General features: G+C 61.9%; 16 protein-coding genes. 8 read left to right on the top strand and 8 right to left on the bottom strand.

Annotated features, from left to right (window positions below; all coding sequences use genetic code 11):
- Window positions 1-13: 13 nt before the first annotated feature.
- The 5 genes from GQB03_RS13435 to nosZ all read right to left on the bottom strand — a co-directional run bounded on the left by GQB03_RS13435 (window position 14) and on the right by nosZ (window position 7,041).
- A complete protein-coding gene (locus GQB03_RS13435) occupies window positions 14-952 on the bottom strand; it encodes an ABC transporter ATP-binding protein (RefSeq protein ID WP_407644540.1) in 939 nt (312 codons plus the stop codon).
- Window positions 933-2,198 (bottom strand): nitrous oxide reductase family maturation protein NosD, encoded by a 1,266-nt coding sequence (locus GQB03_RS13430; RefSeq protein ID WP_159690191.1) that lies wholly within the window; start codon window positions 2,196-2,198, stop codon window positions 933-935. Before GQB03_RS13430 ends, GQB03_RS13435 begins: the two co-directional genes overlap by 20 nt.
- 44 nt (window positions 2,199-2,242) lie before the next feature.
- Window positions 2,243-2,671, bottom strand: coding sequence for a transcription regulator (locus GQB03_RS13425; RefSeq protein WP_159690188.1), 429 nt, complete (start codon window positions 2,669-2,671; stop codon window positions 2,243-2,245).
- Window positions 2,672-2,704: 33 nt separating this feature from the next.
- Window positions 2,705-4,867 carry a 4Fe-4S binding protein gene (locus GQB03_RS13420; RefSeq protein WP_159690186.1) on the bottom strand — a complete coding sequence of 721 codons (2,163 nt, stop codon included), beginning with the start codon at window positions 4,865-4,867 and terminating at the stop codon, window positions 2,705-2,707.
- A 227-nt stretch (window positions 4,868-5,094) separates the two neighbouring features.
- Window positions 5,095-7,041 (bottom strand): TAT-dependent nitrous-oxide reductase, encoded by a 1,947-nt coding sequence (gene nosZ, locus GQB03_RS13415; protein WP_159690183.1) that lies wholly within the window; start codon window positions 7,039-7,041, stop codon window positions 5,095-5,097.
- Between the two features lie 431 nt (window positions 7,042-7,472).
- Between nosZ and GQB03_RS13410 the strand changes: the two genes are divergently transcribed.
- Genes GQB03_RS13410 through GQB03_RS13400 form a run of 3 tightly spaced genes read left to right on the top strand, consistent with a single transcriptional unit; the run spans window position 7,473 to window position 9,441 of the window.
- Window positions 7,473-7,928: a hemerythrin domain-containing protein gene (locus GQB03_RS13410; RefSeq protein ID WP_159690180.1), complete on the top strand. Its 456-nt coding sequence runs from the start codon at window positions 7,473-7,475 to the stop codon at window positions 7,926-7,928.
- Window positions 7,925-8,149 carry a DUF2249 domain-containing protein gene (locus GQB03_RS13405; protein ID WP_159690177.1) on the top strand — a complete coding sequence of 75 codons (225 nt, stop codon included), beginning with the start codon at window positions 7,925-7,927 and terminating at the stop codon, window positions 8,147-8,149. Before GQB03_RS13410 ends, GQB03_RS13405 begins: the two co-directional genes overlap by 4 nt.
- Window positions 8,146-9,441 carry a hypothetical protein gene (locus GQB03_RS13400; RefSeq protein WP_159690174.1) on the top strand — a complete coding sequence of 432 codons (1,296 nt, stop codon included), beginning with the start codon at window positions 8,146-8,148 and terminating at the stop codon, window positions 9,439-9,441. Before GQB03_RS13405 ends, GQB03_RS13400 begins: the two co-directional genes overlap by 4 nt.
- On the opposite strand, the gene GQB03_RS13395 is transcribed toward GQB03_RS13400, so the two are convergent.
- Window positions 9,413-10,108 (bottom strand): Crp/Fnr family transcriptional regulator, encoded by a 696-nt coding sequence (locus GQB03_RS13395; protein WP_159690171.1) that lies wholly within the window; start codon window positions 10,106-10,108, stop codon window positions 9,413-9,415. The genes GQB03_RS13400 and GQB03_RS13395 overlap by 29 nt on opposite strands.
- A gap of 109 nt (window positions 10,109-10,217) precedes the next feature.
- Between GQB03_RS13395 and GQB03_RS13390 the strand changes: the two genes are divergently transcribed.
- The 5 genes from GQB03_RS13390 to GQB03_RS13370 all read left to right on the top strand — a co-directional run bounded on the left by GQB03_RS13390 (window position 10,218) and on the right by GQB03_RS13370 (window position 17,302).
- Window positions 10,218-10,664 (top strand): SirB2 family protein, encoded by a 447-nt coding sequence (locus GQB03_RS13390; RefSeq protein ID WP_327516815.1) that lies wholly within the window; start codon window positions 10,218-10,220, stop codon window positions 10,662-10,664.
- An 8-nt stretch (window positions 10,665-10,672) separates the two neighbouring features.
- The gene (locus tag GQB03_RS13385; protein WP_159690168.1) at window positions 10,673-11,218 is read left to right on the top strand and encodes a hemerythrin domain-containing protein; all 546 of its coding nucleotides are present in this window, start codon (window positions 10,673-10,675) and stop codon (window positions 11,216-11,218) included.
- Window positions 11,219-11,519: 301 nt separating this feature from the next.
- Window positions 11,520-12,569, top strand: a complete 1,050-nt coding sequence (locus GQB03_RS13380; protein ID WP_159690165.1) for a Fic family protein — start codon at window positions 11,520-11,522, stop codon at window positions 12,567-12,569.
- A gap of 9 nt (window positions 12,570-12,578) precedes the next feature.
- The gene (gene hsdR / locus GQB03_RS13375) at window positions 12,579-15,989 is read left to right on the top strand and encodes a type I restriction-modification system endonuclease (RefSeq protein WP_159690163.1); all 3,411 of its coding nucleotides are present in this window, start codon (window positions 12,579-12,581) and stop codon (window positions 15,987-15,989) included.
- Window positions 15,990-16,006: 17 nt separating this feature from the next.
- Window positions 16,007-17,302, top strand: coding sequence for a class I SAM-dependent DNA methyltransferase (locus GQB03_RS13370; protein WP_235027057.1), 1,296 nt, complete (start codon window positions 16,007-16,009; stop codon window positions 17,300-17,302).
- On the opposite strand, the gene istB is transcribed toward GQB03_RS13370, so the two are convergent.
- On the bottom strand, window positions 17,209-17,985 hold the full coding sequence (gene istB / locus GQB03_RS13365; RefSeq protein WP_159690160.1) for an IS21-like element helper ATPase IstB: 777 nt from the start codon (window positions 17,983-17,985) through the stop codon (window positions 17,209-17,211). The genes GQB03_RS13370 and istB overlap by 94 nt on opposite strands.
- Window positions 17,985-18,852 (bottom strand): IS21 family transposase (gene istA, locus GQB03_RS13360; RefSeq protein WP_159690157.1); only part of this gene is annotated, 868 nt, incomplete at its 5' end. The genes istB and istA, both read right to left, overlap by 1 nt.

The following is an 18,852-nucleotide window of genomic DNA, read 5'->3' as shown; positions in this document are numbered from 1 at the left end:
ATCCATGGACGATTCAATCCGAAAAACCGAAGAACACGTCCTCGAGCGAGGGCTCGCGAACATGCAGGTCGTCGATGCCTTCTTCCTCGCGTGTCAGCCGTGCCAGCGCCGGCAGTTTTGCTTCGCGCGGGATCTGGATCAGCAGATGCTCGCCGCGCACCTCGATGCGTCCCACCGGCAGGCCCTCGAGCAGGCGCTCGATATGTAGCCGCAGGGCAGCGCCGCGCGCCAGTTCGATGGTCAGCGGCAGCTTCATGCGCTCGCGCAGCGACTGCACCGTGCCGACCGCCTGCAGCTTTCCGTTCTTGATGATCGCCAGGCGATCGACCCGCTCCTGGATCTCGGCGAGGATGTGCGAGGTGAGGATCATGGTCACGCCCTCGTCGCGCAGGCCACGCAGCACCGCATAGAACTCGCGGATCGCCTCCGGGTCGAGGCCGCTGGTAGGTTCGTCGAGGAACAGGATCTGCGGCTTGCCGAGCAGCGCCTGGGCGAAGCCGAGCCGCTGACGCATGCCTTTCGAATACTCGCGCACGCGCCGCGAGGCGGCCTTCGCCAACCCTACGCGCTCCAGTGCGGCGCCGCATTCGCGCTTGTCGGCGCCTTTGAGATCGGCGAAGAAATGCAGCGTCTCGATACCGGTGAGGTTGTCGTACAGCACCACGTTCTCGGGCAGATAACCGATCTTGCGCCGCACCGCCCGAAACCCCGGCCCGGTCACGGCCTCGGAGTCGATGCGGATCTCGCCACTGCTTGTCGGCAACAGGCCGAGCATCATCTTGAAGAGCGTGCTCTTGCCCGCACCGTTATGCCCGATCAGGCCGAACAGTTCACCACGCCCGACAACGAGATCCACGCCGTCGACCGCCTGCACGGCGCCAAAGCGCTTGCTCACCGCGCACACTTCGATCACCGGCGCGAGCACGCTCGGGTCAGCGATCTGAGCCAAAATGCTTTCCAATCCAGTTTCTCCAGTCGGTGTGCTGCGGGCGCATGTGCGGCTTGTGGTCGACAATGCTCGGTGCGCGCAGCAGCGGAAATTGCTGCGCCACCAACCTCAGCGACTGCACGGCGGGGCTCGCCATCAGCAGCTTCATCATCGGATGCCGCCACGACAGGCGATCGACCATGTCGTTGGCCTCGTACTGCACATCGCCGATGCCGTCACCGTTGCGATCCCAGCCGACGTAGTTGCTCCAGTAATTGCCTTCGCGCTCGCCCCACACTTCATCGCGCGAGGCCACGTACTTGATCTGCGTGCGATTCGAGATGAAGTCGTTGCCCTCGGCCTTGTTGCGGTACGAGCCGGCCCACAGGTGCACTCCGACGGTGTTGTCCACCACCAGATTGTTGCGGATGGTGTTGTACTCGGCGTCGTAGATGAAGAAGCCACGCGCGTTGCCGGCCACGATGTTGCCCTCGATCACCGAGTCCTGGATCGTGCGCAGCATGATGCCATGGTCCGAATTACCCCACGCGCGGTTGTTCCGCACGATCTGGTTGCGGGTCATCATCAGCGCCAGGCCACCGCGGTTGTTGTACGAATCGTTGCCCTCCCAGATGTTGTTGTGGGAGTTCATGTAGTGGGTGCCGTAGCGCACGTTGTGGATACGGTTGTTGCGAAACACCGCATGATGGGACACATCCACGTAGATGCCGTCGCGCACGAAGCTGATCTGGTTGCCGACGATCTGCGCCCCCTCGGTGTTGTAGAGCTGGATGCCGTTGCCGCGCCGCGGCGAGATGAAGTCGCGCTTGCCGGTGATGAGGTTGTCGCGGATCTCCACGTCCTTGACGGTCTCGATCCAGATGCCCCACAGGTTGTAGGTAAGGTCGCAGTTGAGCACCTTCGCGCGGTCGGCCCTGGGTTCGATGTAGATCCCGGCATTCTGCTTCTCGAGGTCGCCGCCCGAATCGCGCACGATCATCCCGTCGATGGTCACGTCGGCCGCACGAACCCGGATCACGTCGCCATGCAGGCCGCCATCGAGGGTCGGCCGATCTATGCCGCGCAGGGTCAGCGCCTTGTCCACCAGCAGGTTCACCCGATAATGCCCGCGCAGCACCTCGACGGTATCGCCCGCCGCAGCGAGGTCGATCGCAGACTGGATCGACTCGCCTGGTCGCACCGTGTGGGTGGCCGCGCTGGCGAGCACCCAGGCGAACATGCCGAGGATCAAAAAGACGAAGCGTTTCATTGTTCGGGCTGCATACCCTTGGTATCTGAGTGTTCGGGTCGCGCTCAGACAGTGAGCAGGCCGAAGCTCTTCAGCGAAAGGAACAGCACCGCACCGATCAGGAGATTCTTGAAAGACACGTAGCAGATCATATCCATCACCGAAGCGGCGCGGTAGCGGGCGCCCCACCAGGGGCCTTCCTTCACATAAGGCTTGGCGCCAAGGCGCACGATCACTTCGAACACGCTCCAGCCGAACCACCAGCCGATCACCGCGCCCGCTTCGAGCCGCCCCATCGCGGCCACGATCCACATCACGCTCGCCGCCACGCCGAGCGCCACTCCCGCCGCCTGCACGGCCCGCTGGCGCTGGAAGCCGGCGCGGCTCCACGGCCACAGATGATCCCAGGCCTCGGCAGCGAACCTGCCGATCAGCCCCTCCCGGCCAGCATATGGCGGATCGACCGGATCGGTTGGCATTGTCGGATTAACCATTTTCTCTCCCCATGATCATGATCGAACGCCCCTTCACTTGGCAGCCGGCATCGGCTTGATCGGAATGTAGTAACCGTTGGCGCCGATCGGCGTGAGCGGCAACCCCGCCTTGGTGCGACGCTTGCGCTCCTGCGCCAGCGGCGGGCAGGCGTGGTCTTCATAGTAATAGACCATGCAGTCGAGGCACAGCAGGCACTCGCGCTGATCGATGCGGCCATCCTTGTCGATCGCCGAGGAGCCACAGCCGACCGCGCAAGCCTTGCAGGTATCGCACTCCTGCTTGCGCTTGAGCCCGAACCAGCGGAAGGTCGAAGGCATCGCCAGGCCCGCACCCAGCGGGCACAGGTACTTGCAGAACGGCCGCTCGGTAAAGATCGACAGGCCCAGCAGACCGGCTGCGAACAGGGTGTAGGGCCAGCTGCGGTTGAACAGCCCGACCAGGAAGGTGGTCTTGAAGGGCTCGACCTCGGCCAGCTTCTCGGCCAGCCCCATCGAGAACATGCTCACCGCCAGCAGGCCGAAGAAGATGCCGTACTTGATCCACTTGAGCTTGTCGTGCAAGGGCTTGGGCACCTTGAACTGGAAGCGCTTGAGCCCAACCCAGCCACCGACCTTGTAGAGCAGCTCCGACAGCGAGCCGAAGGGGCAGGCCCAGCCGCAGAACAATCCCCTGCCCCACAGGAACACGGTGACGATGATGAAGATCCAGAAGATGAAGATGAAGGGATCGGAGAGGAACAGTTCCCACTTCCACTGGAACAGCAGCGAGTGGAACCAGGTCAGCACCTGCGTGATCGAGGGTTGCGCGAGCAGGCCGAAGCCGACGAAGCCGATACTCACCACCCAGCCAGCGTACTTGAACGCATTCACCGGCCATTTGTTCTTGCGCGTCGAGCGCCTCACCAGCGTGTCGCGGCTGGCATAGACCACTGCGATGGCGACCAGCAAGGCGGTGAAGGCGACGATGGAGACGATGCGGTCCTTCCAGATCTTGAGCCACACCGGGTCGGGCTTGACGACGGTCGGACGCCCGCCTTCCATGTAGGCGGCCGGCAGCCAGTATTCGGTGTCGAAGTTGGCAAAGGTCTTGGCCCCGGTGGCCTTGTCCATCTTGTTGGCGAGGAACACCAGCTTCCACGGATAGGCCGCCGAGAATGCCTTCGAGCGAACGATGAAGATCGCCGATTCGTTGAAGGCCGGCGCACCCGGCGCGGCGATGCCGTAGAGGTTGTAGTAGTCGGTGTCGCGGAAGGTGAAGGCGTCGCGCTCCTGGCGCACCTGCACGCGGTCGTAGATGCCTCCGCGGACGAAGCCCGAGCCCTTGAAGGATTCGACACCATCGGTGCGAATCATGAACAGCGCGTGGTCGCCTTCCTTGAGACGACTCATCAGGCTGTTGTAGGGACCGTCGCCGAGGATCGCGCGGCCGACCGTGGGCTGGTTGAGATAGCCGAACCACATGTCGATGTACGGCTTGTCACGATGCGGCAGGCCGACCTCCTCGGCAGAGACGATGAGTCGCTTCACGCTGCCCTCTTCCACCAGTTGCTGCCAGTTCGGTGCGCTCTTGGTGTCGATGAACTTCGCCTGCGGGCGGATCGTCGGCTTGAGAATGCCGACCTGCTTGGCGATCTCGCCACCCGACAGCATCATCACCTGGTTCTGGGCGATCACGGTCACGGTCGCGCCGGTGATCGCATCGAGGCCGATGATGTTCTCCTCGGGCCGCGAACGTCCGATCTCGATGTTGTCGCCGACGAACTTGCCGAGGTACTGGTTGTTGAACTCGATCAGCGCCTCTTCGGGAATGCCCAGCAGCAGGATCGGCTCCGAGTGCTTGAGCACCTTCACGCCGGCGAAGTGGCCGCTCGTATCCATGCCGATCAGGGTCACCACCGGCTTGCCCGAATAGGCCGGGATATCGGTGATGTCGGTCGACAGCATCACGTAGCCGAGGAGCTTCTTCTGCCCGTCGACCGTCTTGTAGGCCTCGACGTAGCTGGGCTGCCCCTTTCGCTCCGAGAAGCTGTCGGCACCGGGGATCACGTCCGCACACGGCGCGTAGTCGCACATGCGCGGCGACGAAGTCAGCTCCGGCGGCAGTTTCGCTTCATAGGAATTGGCCTGCGCGAAGCCGGCCAAGAGGCCGCATGCGAGCGCGAGGGCGAGATTTCGAAGTGCTGCGAGGGAAGACATTGGGGTGCGCCTCGTGATGTATTCAAGCATGCGCAAATGCTAATGTTTGTCTCGGCACCGCGCCTTGTTTCGAGTCAAGAGCTGCCGTCAATCAAAAAAAAGTGGGGGCCCGAGGCCCCCGAAATCACTTTATCGTGGAGGCTCTCCGGCCGAGAGTTCCACTGTCACCGCCACCGGCCGGCGACCGCGCGGGTCGCTGGCCGGGGCGATGTATTGAGCACGCCGGATCAGGCCTCGACGATCATGCGCGAGCGCATCTCGAGGTGAAGCGCGTGACAGAAGTTGGTGCAGTAGCACCAGTACACACCCGGCTTGTCGGCGATGAAGGTCACCGACTGGGTCTGCTGCGGGTTGACGATGAAGTTGATGTCGTACTTCGGGATCGCCATCGCGTGCGTCAAATCCTCCACCTTGTCGAGGTTGGTAAGGATGATGGTGACCTCGTCACCCTTCTTGACCTTGAACTCCCGCAGGCTGAAGGCCGGTGCCTGGCTGGTCATCCTGACGGTGACTTTCTTGCCATTGCGAGTCACACCCGAATCCTTGGGATCCTTGGTCGCCAGCGGGAATTCGTCCAGGTTGTAGATCTGGCGCGTCTTGATGATGTCGCGGCGGATGATGATCGAGTCGTGCGGCTCGGAATATACCGAGTGGTCGGCCACCAGCTTCATCTTGTCGCCGCTGATGTCGATCAGCTGCGCGGTTTCGGCGTGCAGCGGGCCAACCGGCAGGAAGCGGTCCTTGGAGAACTTGTTGTCCGAAACGAAGAAGCGGCCGTCGGACTCCTTGGTTTCACCCATCGAGGTGAAGCCGTGGCCCGGCTGGTAATGCACGTCGATGCGGTCGAGCACCGGCTTGGCTTCCTTGTCACCCTGGAAGGACTTGATCGCGGCCTCGACGTTCCACTTGACGATCTGGCTGTCGAGGAAGAGCGTGGTGTAGGCATTGCCCTTGTTGTCGAAGCCGGTATGCAGGGGGCCGAGACCGATCTCGGGTTCCGCAACCACCGCGTCGCGGGCGTTGGCCAGCTCGCCGTCGAACCACTTCAGCACCAGCGAATGGTCGATCACCGAAGCGGTGGGCGAGAGTTTGCCCGAGCACACGTAGTACTTGCCGTCGGGGCTGATGTTCACGCCGTGCGGGTTCTTGGGAATCGGTACGGTGCAGATCAGCGCGGTCTTGGGATCGGCGTTGGAGGCGCGGGTGCCATCCACGACCGGCACCTTGGAGGAGCCGATGGTGGTGAACTTGCCAGCCTTCACGGCCTCTTCGATACGGGCGACGTTGAAGAACAGGCAGGCGTCCATCTCAACCGCCATCATCTCTTCGTAGTGCACACCCATCTCGGTGTTGTACTGGTTGGTCGCCGCCAGCTTGCCATCGTAGGAACTCGCCACGAGGTCGCAGTTGCCGTCGATGAGCGCCTGCCAGCGCACTTCCATGGTCTCGGCATCGACGCAGGTAAACAGGGACTTGTACTTGCTTGCGTCCTCCAGGTCGCGGCCGTCGTTGGGCAGCGGAATCGAGAACTCCGCGCCGCAGAACACGCGCGTGGTGTGATTGACCGCCTCATCGACCGGGTCGCGCTTGTCGGGGAAGGTGCCGTGGAAGCCCTGGACGTTCGGCAGTTCGGTGATCTTGTCGGTCTCCATGGTATCCATGCGGATACGTGCCAGGCGACCGTGGATCTTGTCATTCACGAACATGTACTTGCCGTCGTAGGTACCGTCGGTGTACGAAGGGTGGACGTGGTGGGTATCGCCCGTGGTGTATTTCGGCGTGCCGTTGGGCTTGGTGCCCAGAATGGCCTTCGACTCGTTGGTCGTACCCCAACCGACCAGACAGTCCATGTTGAACACCGGGATGCGCTTGATTTCGCGGCCAGAAGGCAGGCCGTAGATGCGACATTCGCCCGAGTGGCCGCCACTCGAGAAGGCGTAGTACTCGTCGAGCTGACCCGGCGCAACTTCATACTTGCCGACCTCGGCCACCTCGGCGTGAGCCTTGGGCGCGGCAGCAGGCGCAGCAGCCGGTGCGGCCGCTTCCTGCTTGCATGACGAGAGGCCAACCGAAAGACCCGCGCCGGTGAGACCCGCGAGCGCCGCGGTATTTAGAAATTTCCTGCGCCCCAGATTGGGGTTTGAGTCCAAGGGTTTGTCCTGCTCGTTCGCCATGATGCGGTTCTCCCTGAGCGCGTTGCTGCGCGGTTCGTAAGCGCCGCGGCAGGTGCTCTCCCCGGGCTCATGGCCTGGCCACCTGCTGCGGCATTATGTCGCAGCCGACAATTTACCGATTGCAGTGCGATAAAAAATTGACGCCGGACAAGGAAGGCTCGCTCCGAGGCCCGCGCCAACTGGTGCGATGCCTTGCATTTCAAGGGATTCGCGATACCCCCAGGAATCGTATCGCCAGGCCCTGCCCGAGCATCGGGAGGCGCTCCGGGAAGCGTCCCGCGTCGGCAAGCCGGGGTCGGGCTCTGCAGCACCTGGCGGCCAGGGGCATCCGGGCGCTGCGTCGATTTCACCCGCCGCTCTTGAGCATCATCAAGTAATCGGACTTTGAGCCCGCGCAAACTGCGTCAAACGAATGCGTGGAGATCCAACCGATGAATACACCTTCGAAGCTCCTGGCCGGCCACCATCGCAAGTGCGATGAGCTTTTCGCCGCCGCCGAACACCAGAGCCAAGACAAACAGTGGCCGGCTTGCAGGGCGAGCGCACAAGGCTTCGCCGAAGAATTGCTGGCGCACTTTGCGGTTGAAGAAGCATCCCTGTTCCCGGCCTTCGAGCAGGCCACCGGCATGACCGCCGGTCCCACCCGGATGATGCGTATCGAGCACGAGCAGATGCGCGAACTCGTCGCCGAGTTGCTCGATGCGGCCCAAGCTGAAGACCAGGAACGCTTTCTGGACGTGTCGGACACCCTGCTGGTACTCATGGAGCAGCACAACCTCAAGGAGGAGAATGTGCTCTATCCGATGTGCGACCAGGCCGTCGGGCGCGACCAGGCTCTCGTAACCCAGATAGAAAACGCGGTTTCGAGCGGGAGGGTAACGCAATGAGCGAACCGAAGATCGTCGATGCACGCTGGCGCCCGCCACCCGAGCCGATGGAGATGACCCTTGAGGCCGTCGACACCCTCGGCCCCGACGAGACCGTCGTCCTGTTGATTCACCGCGAGCCCTTTCCGCTCTACGACATCCTCGCCCGGAACGGCTATGCCCACCACGCCGAGGCGCAGTCCGACGGCAGCTTCGCGATCCGCATCACCCGGGCAAAATGAAGGGCGGGCTGAATTTCGAGCAGACGCCACCGCTGCAGCTCCCGTTGCGATTCTTTCTCAGCGGGTCGGCATTCGGCATCCTGGCCGGCCTGTTGCTCGCGGTCTCCGGCGACGCCCTCGCCTCGCGCTGGACGCCGCAGATGCTGGCGCTCACCCATGCCTTTACCGCGGGCTTCATGCTGCAGGTGATGTGTGGCGCGCTGCTGCAGGTGCTGCCGGTGGCCGTCGGCGGCGGTGTGCCGCGACCGATCCTGACAGGCGGGCTGGTGCATGCCGCGATCACTCTTGGCGCCGCGGCGCTGATCGGCGGCTTTCTCAGCGCCGAGCCCACCCTGTATGTGCTCGCCGGCCTGCTGCTCGCGGGCGGGCTGGTTCCGATGTCCGTGCTCGGGGTGATCAAGCTGCTGCGCGGGGGTGGCGCCAGGGACGTGCGCCAGGGGCTGTTCCTCGCGCTGGCCGCATTGTTCGCCACCGTCCTCATCGGTGCCGCGATGGCCTGGGCCCGCGGTGGCTGGGCCACCTTGCAGGCGCTCTCGCTGCACGATCTGCATGCCCGCTGGGGGCTGGCCGGCTGGGGGCTGCTGCTGCTGGCCGGTACGGCCTACCAGGTGGTGCCGATGTTCCAGCTCACCCCCGCCTACCCGACCTGGATGCGCAGCTGGTTTGCGCCGGCGCTCTTCGCCGCGCTGCTTGCCGGCATGATCCCGGGCGTGCCCGGCTGGCTCGCCAACCTGCTCGCCGCAGCCGGCACCGCGGTGTTCGCCCTTGCCACGCTGCATGTCCAGCGCCAGCGAAAACGTGCCCGCATCGACTCGACCTTCCGCTTCTGGCGCACCGCGATGCTGATCGCCTTGGCTGCTGCGCTGATGGTCGCACTGGCGCCGTGGGTCGAGCTGCCCCAATGGGAAATCGCCGCCGGAATGCTGATCATGCATGGCGGCTTCGGCGCGGTGATGATCGGCATGCTCTACAAGATCGTGCCCTTCCTGGTGTGGCTGCACCTCAGCAACCAGGGCTGCCGCGCACCGCTGATGAACCAGATCATCCCTGAAGCCCGCATGAGCCGGCACTTCAAGATCCATCTGCTCTCGCTTGGCGCGGCACTCGCATGCCTCTGGTTTGGTGCGCTCGCGCCGCTGGCGGGGCTGCTCGTGGCCGGCTCCTACCTCATGCTGGGGATCAATCTGCTACAGGCGCTGCGCTGCTACCGGCAATCGCTCGGCGAAGCCCAACCCCTGCGACGCCGCGATCGCGAGGGTGCGATCAATCCTCGTAATCGGCAAGCCGCTTGAGATCGAGCAGCTGAATGTCCTTGCCTTCGACCTTGATCAGGCCCTCGTCCGACAGCAGGTGGAAAGTTCGCGAGAGGGTCTCGGGGGTGAGGTTGAGCCGCGAGGCAATCACCTGCTTGCTGGCCGGCAGATGCACCACGTCCTGCCCCCCGGCCGAGCACGGCGCGCCCCCCGCCTCCTGCAGCAGGTAGCCGATCACCCGCTGCACCGCACTGCGCAGGGTGTAGGATTCCACATCGCGCACCAGCGTATGCAGGCGGATCGACATGCCCGCGAGCAGGCTGCGCGCAAAGGTGGGATCGCTCTCCAGCAGATCGAATACCGCCTGGCGCTTGACCAACAGCAGGTTCGCCTCGCTGAGCGCCTCGGCAAAGACCGGGTAGGGCTTGTCCATGAACATCACCGCCTCGCCAAAGCTCTGGCTCGGCCCGAGGATCTCCACCACCTTCTCGTTGCCCGCCGACGACGAAAAGGCCAGCTTGATCTGCCCCGAGATCACGTAGAAGAAACCCTGTGGCGCATCGCCGCGCTGAAACAGCAGCTCGCCCTTGGCGACCGTCTTCACGCGGGTCGATTCGAGCAGCACCGCGCGCTGGCTCTCGGACAACTCGCTGAATAGCGGCAGGCGAGGAAAAATCTCGGCGACGTTGATCTTGCTTTCGTTCATTGCAATTCCTGTTGCGGCTGGCACGATCGGCAAACGACTCGCAACCTGCCGTATCCTTCACGAAGTTAGGGCAAGCAGCGATGCTGCCACGAATGATTTGCGGAATCCATTGTCGATTGCCGCAGATCCGGTTTTCAACCTCGCAGGCAAGAACGCAGCAATGGGCTATACCGCACTCAAACACATCCACCTCCTTTGCATCGTCCTCAGCGGAAGCGGCTTTCTGGCCCGAGGCATCATGATGCTCACCGGCTCGCCACTGCTCAAGCGCAAGCTGGTACGCGTGCTACCGCACATCATCGACACCGCGCTGCTCGCCAGCGCCGTCGCCATGGTGGTCATGCTCGGCGCCTCGGCGCTCGCCATGCCGTGGCTCATCGCCAAGATCGTCGGACTGCTGGTCTACATCGGCCTGGGCACCGTCGCCCTCAAGCGCGGCCGCAGCAAGGGTGTGCGCAGCACCGCATTCGTGCTCGCCTTGCTCACCTTCGCCTATATCGTCTCGGTGGCGCTCAGCAAAGACCCCGCCGGCTTCTTCACGACACTCGGCGCCTGAACCCAGTCATGCCTCGCTCACTGCTCAAACCCGCCGCCGGCTTCGACGAGCCGCTCGAACTCCTCGCCGCCTGCCACGAACGCATCCACGACCGGCTGTCCACCCTGGAGCGCCTGCTACCCCATCTCGAGGCACATGGCTGCGACCCCGACGCCCGCACCGCCGCAGCCAACATCCTGCGCTACTTCAACACCGCCGCGGTCCACCACCACGAAGACGAAGAGCGCGACCTCTTCCCCGCCCTGCTGGCCGCGGTGCCCAATGAGCAGCGGGCCGACCTCGAAACCGCCATCGCCCGCCTGCTCGACGAACACCGCCGCATGTTCGCCGCCTGGGCCACACTGCGGAGCGATCTCGAGGCCATCCAAGCGGGAAGCGCGGACACGCTCAACGCAGAAACCGTCACCGCCTTCTGCAGCCTCTATCGCGATCACATCCGGTTCGAGGAATCGAATGCGTTCGCGCCGGCGGCGGTGTTGCTGGATGAGGAAACACGGGCGCGGCTGGGGAAGAATATGGCGGGACGGAGAGGGGTTCAGATTCAAGCAAACTGAACGGTAACGAATCACTTGCGCGAGAAACCCTCCGCGTCACGACGATCGCTAAAGCTTCCGTGGAGAGCGGTAATTCGGACGTTGCCGCCGTTCGCCGAGCAATGCTTGGGACCAGCAATGAGTTGATCACCGACCGCTCATGCACCAACTTGCAATGAGAGGCAGCCCTACGGCCTCTTGGCCCGGAAGGTCAGCGATAGCATCTCGAATGGACGAAGCACGCGCACGAAGATGCCCTTGAGAGGCGGCGTGATTTTGTACTCTACTTAAATGGGTGTAAACGGATGTAGTATTGGTGCCCATGATCCGCTCCAATGCCGTTCAGATAACACCCGAAATCCTGAGCCTCATCGCCGGTATCGATGAGTTCAAAGGCGCTTGGCGTGCCCTTGGCACGCTGGCACCAGATCGTCTTTCAGCATTGCGCCGAGTCGCCACAATCGAGAGTATCGGCTCTTCGACCCGTATTGAGGGTAGCCGACTGTCCGATCGCGACGTCGAGCGCCTGCTCTCCAATCTGCAGATCAAGTCATTCGCAACCCGCGACGAACAGGAAGTCGCCGGCTACGCAGAAGTCATGGAACTGGCGTTCTCGTCCTGGCAGGACATCCCACTGACCGAGAACCACATCAAGCAGCTGCACCGCGACCTGCTCACCTATAGCGAAAAGGATGCCTGGCATCGGGGCAACTACAAGACTTCCACCAACAGCGTGGTGGCTTTTGACGAGGACGGCACTCAGCTGGGCGTCGTTTTCGCCACTGCAACGCCATTCGATACGCCGGCACTCATGACGGAATTGATCGACTGGTTCAATGAGGCGCGCGCAGCCACACGTCTTCACCCCCTGCTATTGATCGGCATCTGGGTTGTCGTCTTCCTGGAGATTCACCCGTTTCAGGACGGCAATGGCCGCTTGAGCAGGGTACTCACCACGCTTTTGCTGCTGCAGGCGGGATACGCCTATGTCCCGTACAGCTCGCTCGAGAGCGTCATCGAGCAGAGCAAAGAGGCTTACTACCTGGCGCTACGGCAAACTCAAGGCACGATTCGCAGCGACGCACCGAATTGGCAACCCTGGTTGGTTTTCTTCCTGCGCGCCCTGGCCGAACAAGTGCGTCGGCTAAACCGAAAGGTCGAGCGTGAAAAGCTCGTATTGGCGTCACTTCCCGAGCTTTCACTTCAAATCGTTGAGTTCGCCCGAGAACACGGCCGCATCACCATGGGCGACGCAATCCGCCTCACCGATGGAAATCGCAACACGCTCAAGCAGCATTTTCGTGCGCTGGTTGAACAAGGACATCTTGCGCAACATGGTGCGGGCAGAGGCGTCTGGTACGAGCTGCGATAAGGAAGCGCCATGAACCGTGCTCGCCAACAAAGCAACTTTTCGCAACTTCAAGCGCACGACGAGCAGCTTGAACGCTTGGGAATGCTTGCTGAGCGCTACTTTGCCGATGACCCGAACACCTGCCTACTTAAACTTCGTCAACTGGCTGAAGGCTTGGCGCAATCAGCAGCATCCCGCGTCGGCGTATTCACATCGGCGGACGAAAGACAGGTCGACTTGCTGCGCCGGCTGCAAGACCACGGCATCCTGCCACGAGAGGTCGGCGGACTCTTCCACGAAATTCGCAAGGCCGGAAACGACGCGAACCACAATCTCGCGGGAGACCACCGCACGGCCTTGATGGCAATGCGCTTGGCTTGGCAACTAGGCGTTTGGTTCCACCGCACTTTTAAAGACCCGGCGTTTAAGTCTGGGCCCTTCGTGCCGCCTGCACCGCCAATCGACGAAAACGCCGAACTCAAGGCGGAGTTGGACGCCTTGCAGCAAGAGCTCCAAGCCTTTCGAGCTGCCCACCAAAACGCGACTCAAGCGCTTGAAGCAATTCAGGCACACGCACAGCAGACTGAAGAAGAGCGAGCATTCTGGGAGTCAATGGCCGCAGAGGCAGAAACGGCAAAGTACGAGTTGGCACAGCGGCTTGAAGCGACACAAGCACAAGCCGCGTCCCAGCCGTCACAAGCCGTTGCCCAGCTGGTTGAAGCGGCCAATAACGCTGCGGCAACCCTCAAACTGAGCGAATCAGATACTCGCAAGATCATTGACGAACAGCTCACTGCGGCTGGTTGGACCGTCGACTCTCGCAATCTGAGTTTTTCCAATGGCGCCAGACCTCAGCGAGGCCAGAACCTTGCCATCGCTGAATGGCCGACGGAAACGGGGCCGGCAGACTACGTATTGTTTATCGGCATGCAGCCCGTCGCGGTCATTGAGGCCAAGCGAAAGAACCTCGACGTCTCTGGCGCATTGCAACAAGCCAAGCGTTACAGCCGGGGGTTCAAGGCTTCGGCTGAAACTGAGCTGCCAGCATCAAACTACGGCGCCGAAGGCGCGTTTAGAGTGCCTTTCGCATTTTCGTCGAACGGGCGTCCTTACCTTCGCCAGCTGTCCCACCAAAGCGGCGTTTGGTTCTGCGATCTACGCCGCCCCGAAAATCTGAGTCACACGCTCGACGGCTGGTACACCCCAGAGGGTCTCAAGGGGCTCCTTCAGCAGGAGATCGACCAAGCCCACGCCGAACTGGACGCTACACCTTGCGACTATGGTTTCCCCTTGCGTCCGTACCAAGAGCAAGCCATTCGGGCCGTTGAAGGTGCCATCGGTAGCGGTCAGCTCGCCATTCTTCTAGCCATGGCAACCGGCACCGGCAAAACAAAAACCTGCATCGCCTTAATTTACCGATTACTGAAGGCGAAACGCTTTCGACGCATCCTCTTCCTGGTGGACCGCTCGGCCCTTGGCGAGCAAGCCGCCAACGCGTTCAAAGACACGCGAATGGAAAAGCTCCAGACTTTCGCCGACATCTTCGGCATCAAGGAGCTGGAGCATCAGCAGCCCGACGAAGATACGGCCGTTCACATTGCGACCGTCCAGGGCATGGTGCAACGTGTCCTCTACACCGCCGACGATGTCTTGCCGCCGCCAATCGATCAATATGATTGCATCGTGGTCGATGAATGCCACCGCGGCTATCTGCTCGACCGCGAGTTGTCAGATACCGAGCTGAGTTTCCGCGGCTACGACGACTACATTTCCAAATACCGGCGCATCCTCGACTACTTTGATGCGGTCAAGATCGGGCTCACCGCCACGCCTGCACTGCACACCACGCAGATTTTCGGCCCTCCTGCTTTCACCTACACCTATCGCGAAGCGGTGATTGACGGGTATCTGGTCGATTTCGAACCGGCGGTGCAAATCCACACCGAGCTCTCCACTCATGGCATGACCTGGCGAGTCGGCGAAGAGGTCAAGGTGTATGACACCAACCGCCAAGAGGTCGAGCTATTCAAGGCGCCTGACGAGATCAAGCTCAAGGTCGACGATTTCAACCGCAAGGTCATCACCCGTGCCTTCAACGAAGTAATCTGCGATTACCTTGCTCAAGAGCTGGACCCGGCGTCACGGCGCAAGACACTCATCTTTTGCGTCAGCGACAGCCACGCCGACATGGTCGTCGATCTGCTCAAGAAAGCCTTTGCAACGCAATACGGCAGTGTTGAGGACGACGCAGTCATCAAGATCACCGGCGCCGCGGACAAGCCATTGCATCTGATCCGGCGCTACAAGAACGAACGCCAGCCCAACGTCGCCGTTACCGTGGACCTGCTCACCACCGGTGTGGACGTGCCTGAGATCTGCAACCTCGTCTTCCTGCGTCAGGTCAATAGCCGCATCCTCTTCGACCAGATGCTCGGCCGCGCCACACGCTTGTGTGATTTCAACGGGGCGGAAGTAAAGGAATCATTCCGTGTCTTCGACGCTGTGCGCATCTTCGAGGCCGTCGGCGACATGACCGCTATGCAACCGGTGGTGGTCAATCCCAAGATTGGCTTCACTCAACTGGCCGAGGAACTCGCCTCGCTCAAAGACGAGTCCGCAACAGCCCTCGCGCGCGATCAATTCCTCGCCAAGCTGCAACGCAAGAAACGACACCTCTCAGCGGAGAACGTCGAGGCTTTTGAGGTCAAGGCCGGTATGTCTCCCGACGCCTTCATCCAAGCGCTCAAAGCCATGCCACTGACCGACGTCGCGAACTGGTTCATTCAGAACCCCGGCCTCGGAGAGTTGCTCGATCGCAAATCCGATGGCACGCCCCACACATTGTATGTTTCTGATCATCCAGACCGCTTCGAGCGCATCGAGCGCGGTTACGGCACGGCACACAAGCCCGAGGACTACCTGCGCGAGTTCGGCGACTACCTCAAGAGCCACGGTAACGACATTCCCGCGCTATTGACCGTGCTCACGCGCCCGCGCGACCTTACCCGCGCTCAGTTGCGCGAGTTGGTGCTTGCCCTAGACGCAGCGGGCTATACCGAAACCAACCTGGCCACCGCGTGGCGCGAACTCACCAACCAGGATATCGCCGCCCGCATCGTCGGCTACATCCGCCAGGCTGCCATCGGCGATCCTCTATTGCCATACAGCGAACGCGTAGACCACGCACTTCAACACCTGCTGGCGAATCCACCCGCAGGCACTTCCTGGACCACTCCTCAGCGCGACTGGCTAAAGCGAATTGCTGCGCAGACCAAAGCCAATGTGTTGGTAGATCGCGAGGCACTGGATGATCCAGACCTCATCTTCAAACGCGAAGGTGGCGGTTTCAATCGACTCGACAAGATATTCAACGGCCAACTCCAGCCCGTGCTGGCCGCATTTAACGATGCGCTGTGGGCTTCTCAACCTAAATCTGCTTAACGCTAAACCCTGATCTCATGACCAACCACACCGCCGCACTCGATATTGGTGCAAAACTCTGGTCGCTCTGCCACGTCCTTCGCGACGATGGTGTCACCTACCACCAGTACCTCAGCGAACTGACCTACCTGCTGTTTCTCAAGATGATGAAAGAAACCGGGCAGGAAGACCGCCTCAAGGTATGGAAAGCTGTCGAGAAAACCAAAGGCGCGCCAAAGATCGAGCAACCCGGTATCCGCTGGGACGATCTGCTCAACGCCTCGGCGCCTGATCGCCTCGATATATACAAAGAAATGCTGCTGGACTACGGTTTGCACGGCCGCGACGCGGTGCAGGAGATCTACGCCAACGCCAACACCTTCATCACCAAGCCAGCCACCCTGAGCAAGCTGGTGACCGACATCGACAGCCTCGACTGGTACAGCGTTGATCGCGACGACCTGGGCGACTTGTACGAAGACTTGCTGGAACGCAACGCCGGCGAGAAAAAGAGCGGTGCCGGCCAGTACTTCACCCCTCGCCATCTGATCGACAGCATCGTCAGCGTGATGAAGCCGCAGTTGGGCGATGTGATTCAGGATCCGGCCGCTGGCACCTGCGGCTTTCTCATCGCCGCCAACAACTATCTCCGCGAGCACAACGACTTCGATAGTCTCAGCGATGAAGCGCAGCGCGCCTACCGGCATCAGACCTTCCACGGCATGGAGCTGGTGCAAGACACGCACCGCCTGGCACTGATGAACATGCTGTTGCACGGCATTGAAGGCGGCGTGACCTACGGCGACACGCTGAGCGACGACCACAAGCAACTGCCGCCGGCAACGCTCATCCTCAGCAACCCACCTTTCGGCACAAAGAAGGGCGGTGGCGTGCCTACCCGCGGCGATCTCACCTACATCACGAGCAACAAGCAGTTCGCCTTCCTGCAACACATCTACCGCGCGCTCAAACCCGGTGGGCGTGCCGCGGTGGTGCTACCCGACAACGTGCTCTTCGAGAGCAACATCGGCACCGACATCCGGCGCGATCTCATGGACAAGTGCAACCTACACACCATCCTGCGCCTGCCCACCGGCATCTTCTACGCCCAGGGCGTGAAGACCAACGTGCTGTTCTTCACCCGCGGGGAGACGGACAAGGGCAATACCAAGGAGGTGTGGGTGTGTCAAGGGGATCCCAATTTTCCCCAGCTACGGGAATTGAATTTTCCCCACCCCGTTCACGCTTCGGTCTGTTCGGGACGAACGAGACCGGCCTTCAACTTCTCTTTCAATCGATACGAGTTCCCGCGGATGTTCATGGTCACGGCGTGATGCAACAGCCGATCGAGGATGGCCGTGGCGATGACCCGATCGCCGAACACTTCGCCCCAGGCGCCGAAGCTCTGGTTGGTGGTCAGGATCATCGGTCCGCGTTCATAGCGCCGGCTGATCAGTTGGAAGAACAGATTGGCTCCCAGCCTGTCGATGGGCAGGTAGCCGATCTCATCGATGATGAGCAGGCGCGGCGTCGTGTAGAACTTGAGCTTCTCATCGAGGCGACCTTCGGTATGCGCCTTGGTCAAGGTGACGATCAGATTGGCCGCCGTGGTGAAGAACACCCGGTAGCCGGTTTCGATCGCTTTCAAGCCGAGCGCGACCGCCAGATGGGTCTTGCCCACTCCGGGCGGGCCCAGCACGAGGACGTTCTCGCCGTGCTCGATGAAGTGGCAACTGGCCAGGGCCTGGACCTGCTTCTTGTCGATCGAAGGCTGGTAGCCAAAGTCGAAGGTCTCAAGCGGCTTGACGAAGGGGAAGCGCGCCATGGCGGTGCGCATGGCCACGTTCTTGCTGGTCTTGGCGGCCACTTCCTCGGCCAGGACGCGTTCGAGGAAATCGGCGTAGGCCAGATCGTCGGCGGCGGCCTGCTGCAGCAGCGCTTCGAGCCGTTCGCGGCTCTTGAACAGGCGCAGCTTGGTCAGATGCTCGGACAGTCGTTCCAGTTGAGCGGGATTCATCAGGCAAGCTCCAGCATCTGTTCATAGATCTGCAGATCCCGGGTCTCGACCTCGGCCATTGTGGGCGCACTTTGCGCTCGCTCGCTCAGCTGGGCATAACGTTGTCGGGCATTGCGCGCCGCGGCGCCAGGGCCGTGTCCGGGCAGCATGCTCAACTGGTGGCGGCCGGCCAGCACGGCGTGCTCGGCGACCAGTTCGCCGCGGTGGCGGATCTGCCACAGCCCACCGGCGCGCACCACCTGCACGGTCTTGCCGATCAGCCGGCAAGGGACTGAGTAGCGGTTACTGTCGATGCTGATCAACCAATCCTCGGCCACCACGCGCTCGCGCACCATCGCTTGCAGGAAGCTCGCCTGGCCGGCACATGGCACCAGCGCCGCAGCCTCCTGGGCGAAACGTTCAATGGGGCGCTGATGGGTGGTGCCATGAATGCGTACGTCGGCGATGTCCTGCGACCATTGGCGCAACTGCTCATTGAAATCGTCCAGATCGCGAAACACCCGCCCCGGGACGAAGTTGCCCTTCACGTACTTGACGCCGGACTCGACCTTGCCCTTGGTCTGGGCGCGATAGGCGCGGCACACCCGCGACTCGAACCCCCAGTGCTTGGCGAAGGCCTCGAAGGTGGGATTCCAGCGTGCCTTGCCCGCCTCGGTGCCCAGGATGACGGTGCGCATGCGATCGTAGAGCAGCTCGGCGCAGCGCCCGCCGAAATGCTCAAAGGCGTGCTCGTGGGCCGCCAGCAGAGAAGCGAGCCGCTCGTGCTCGAAACCTTCGACGTAGGCGCGCCGCGAGTAGCCGAGCGTCATCACAAAGATATGGACCACGGCTGCTCCCGTCTCGAAGCGCACCTTGATCTGGCCCCAG

This window comes from Cognatazoarcus halotolerans (assembly GCF_009800965.1).
Taxonomy (GTDB): domain Bacteria; phylum Pseudomonadota; class Gammaproteobacteria; order Burkholderiales; family Rhodocyclaceae; genus Cognatazoarcus; species Cognatazoarcus halotolerans.
This window is presented reverse-complemented; position numbering and strand designations above follow the sequence as displayed.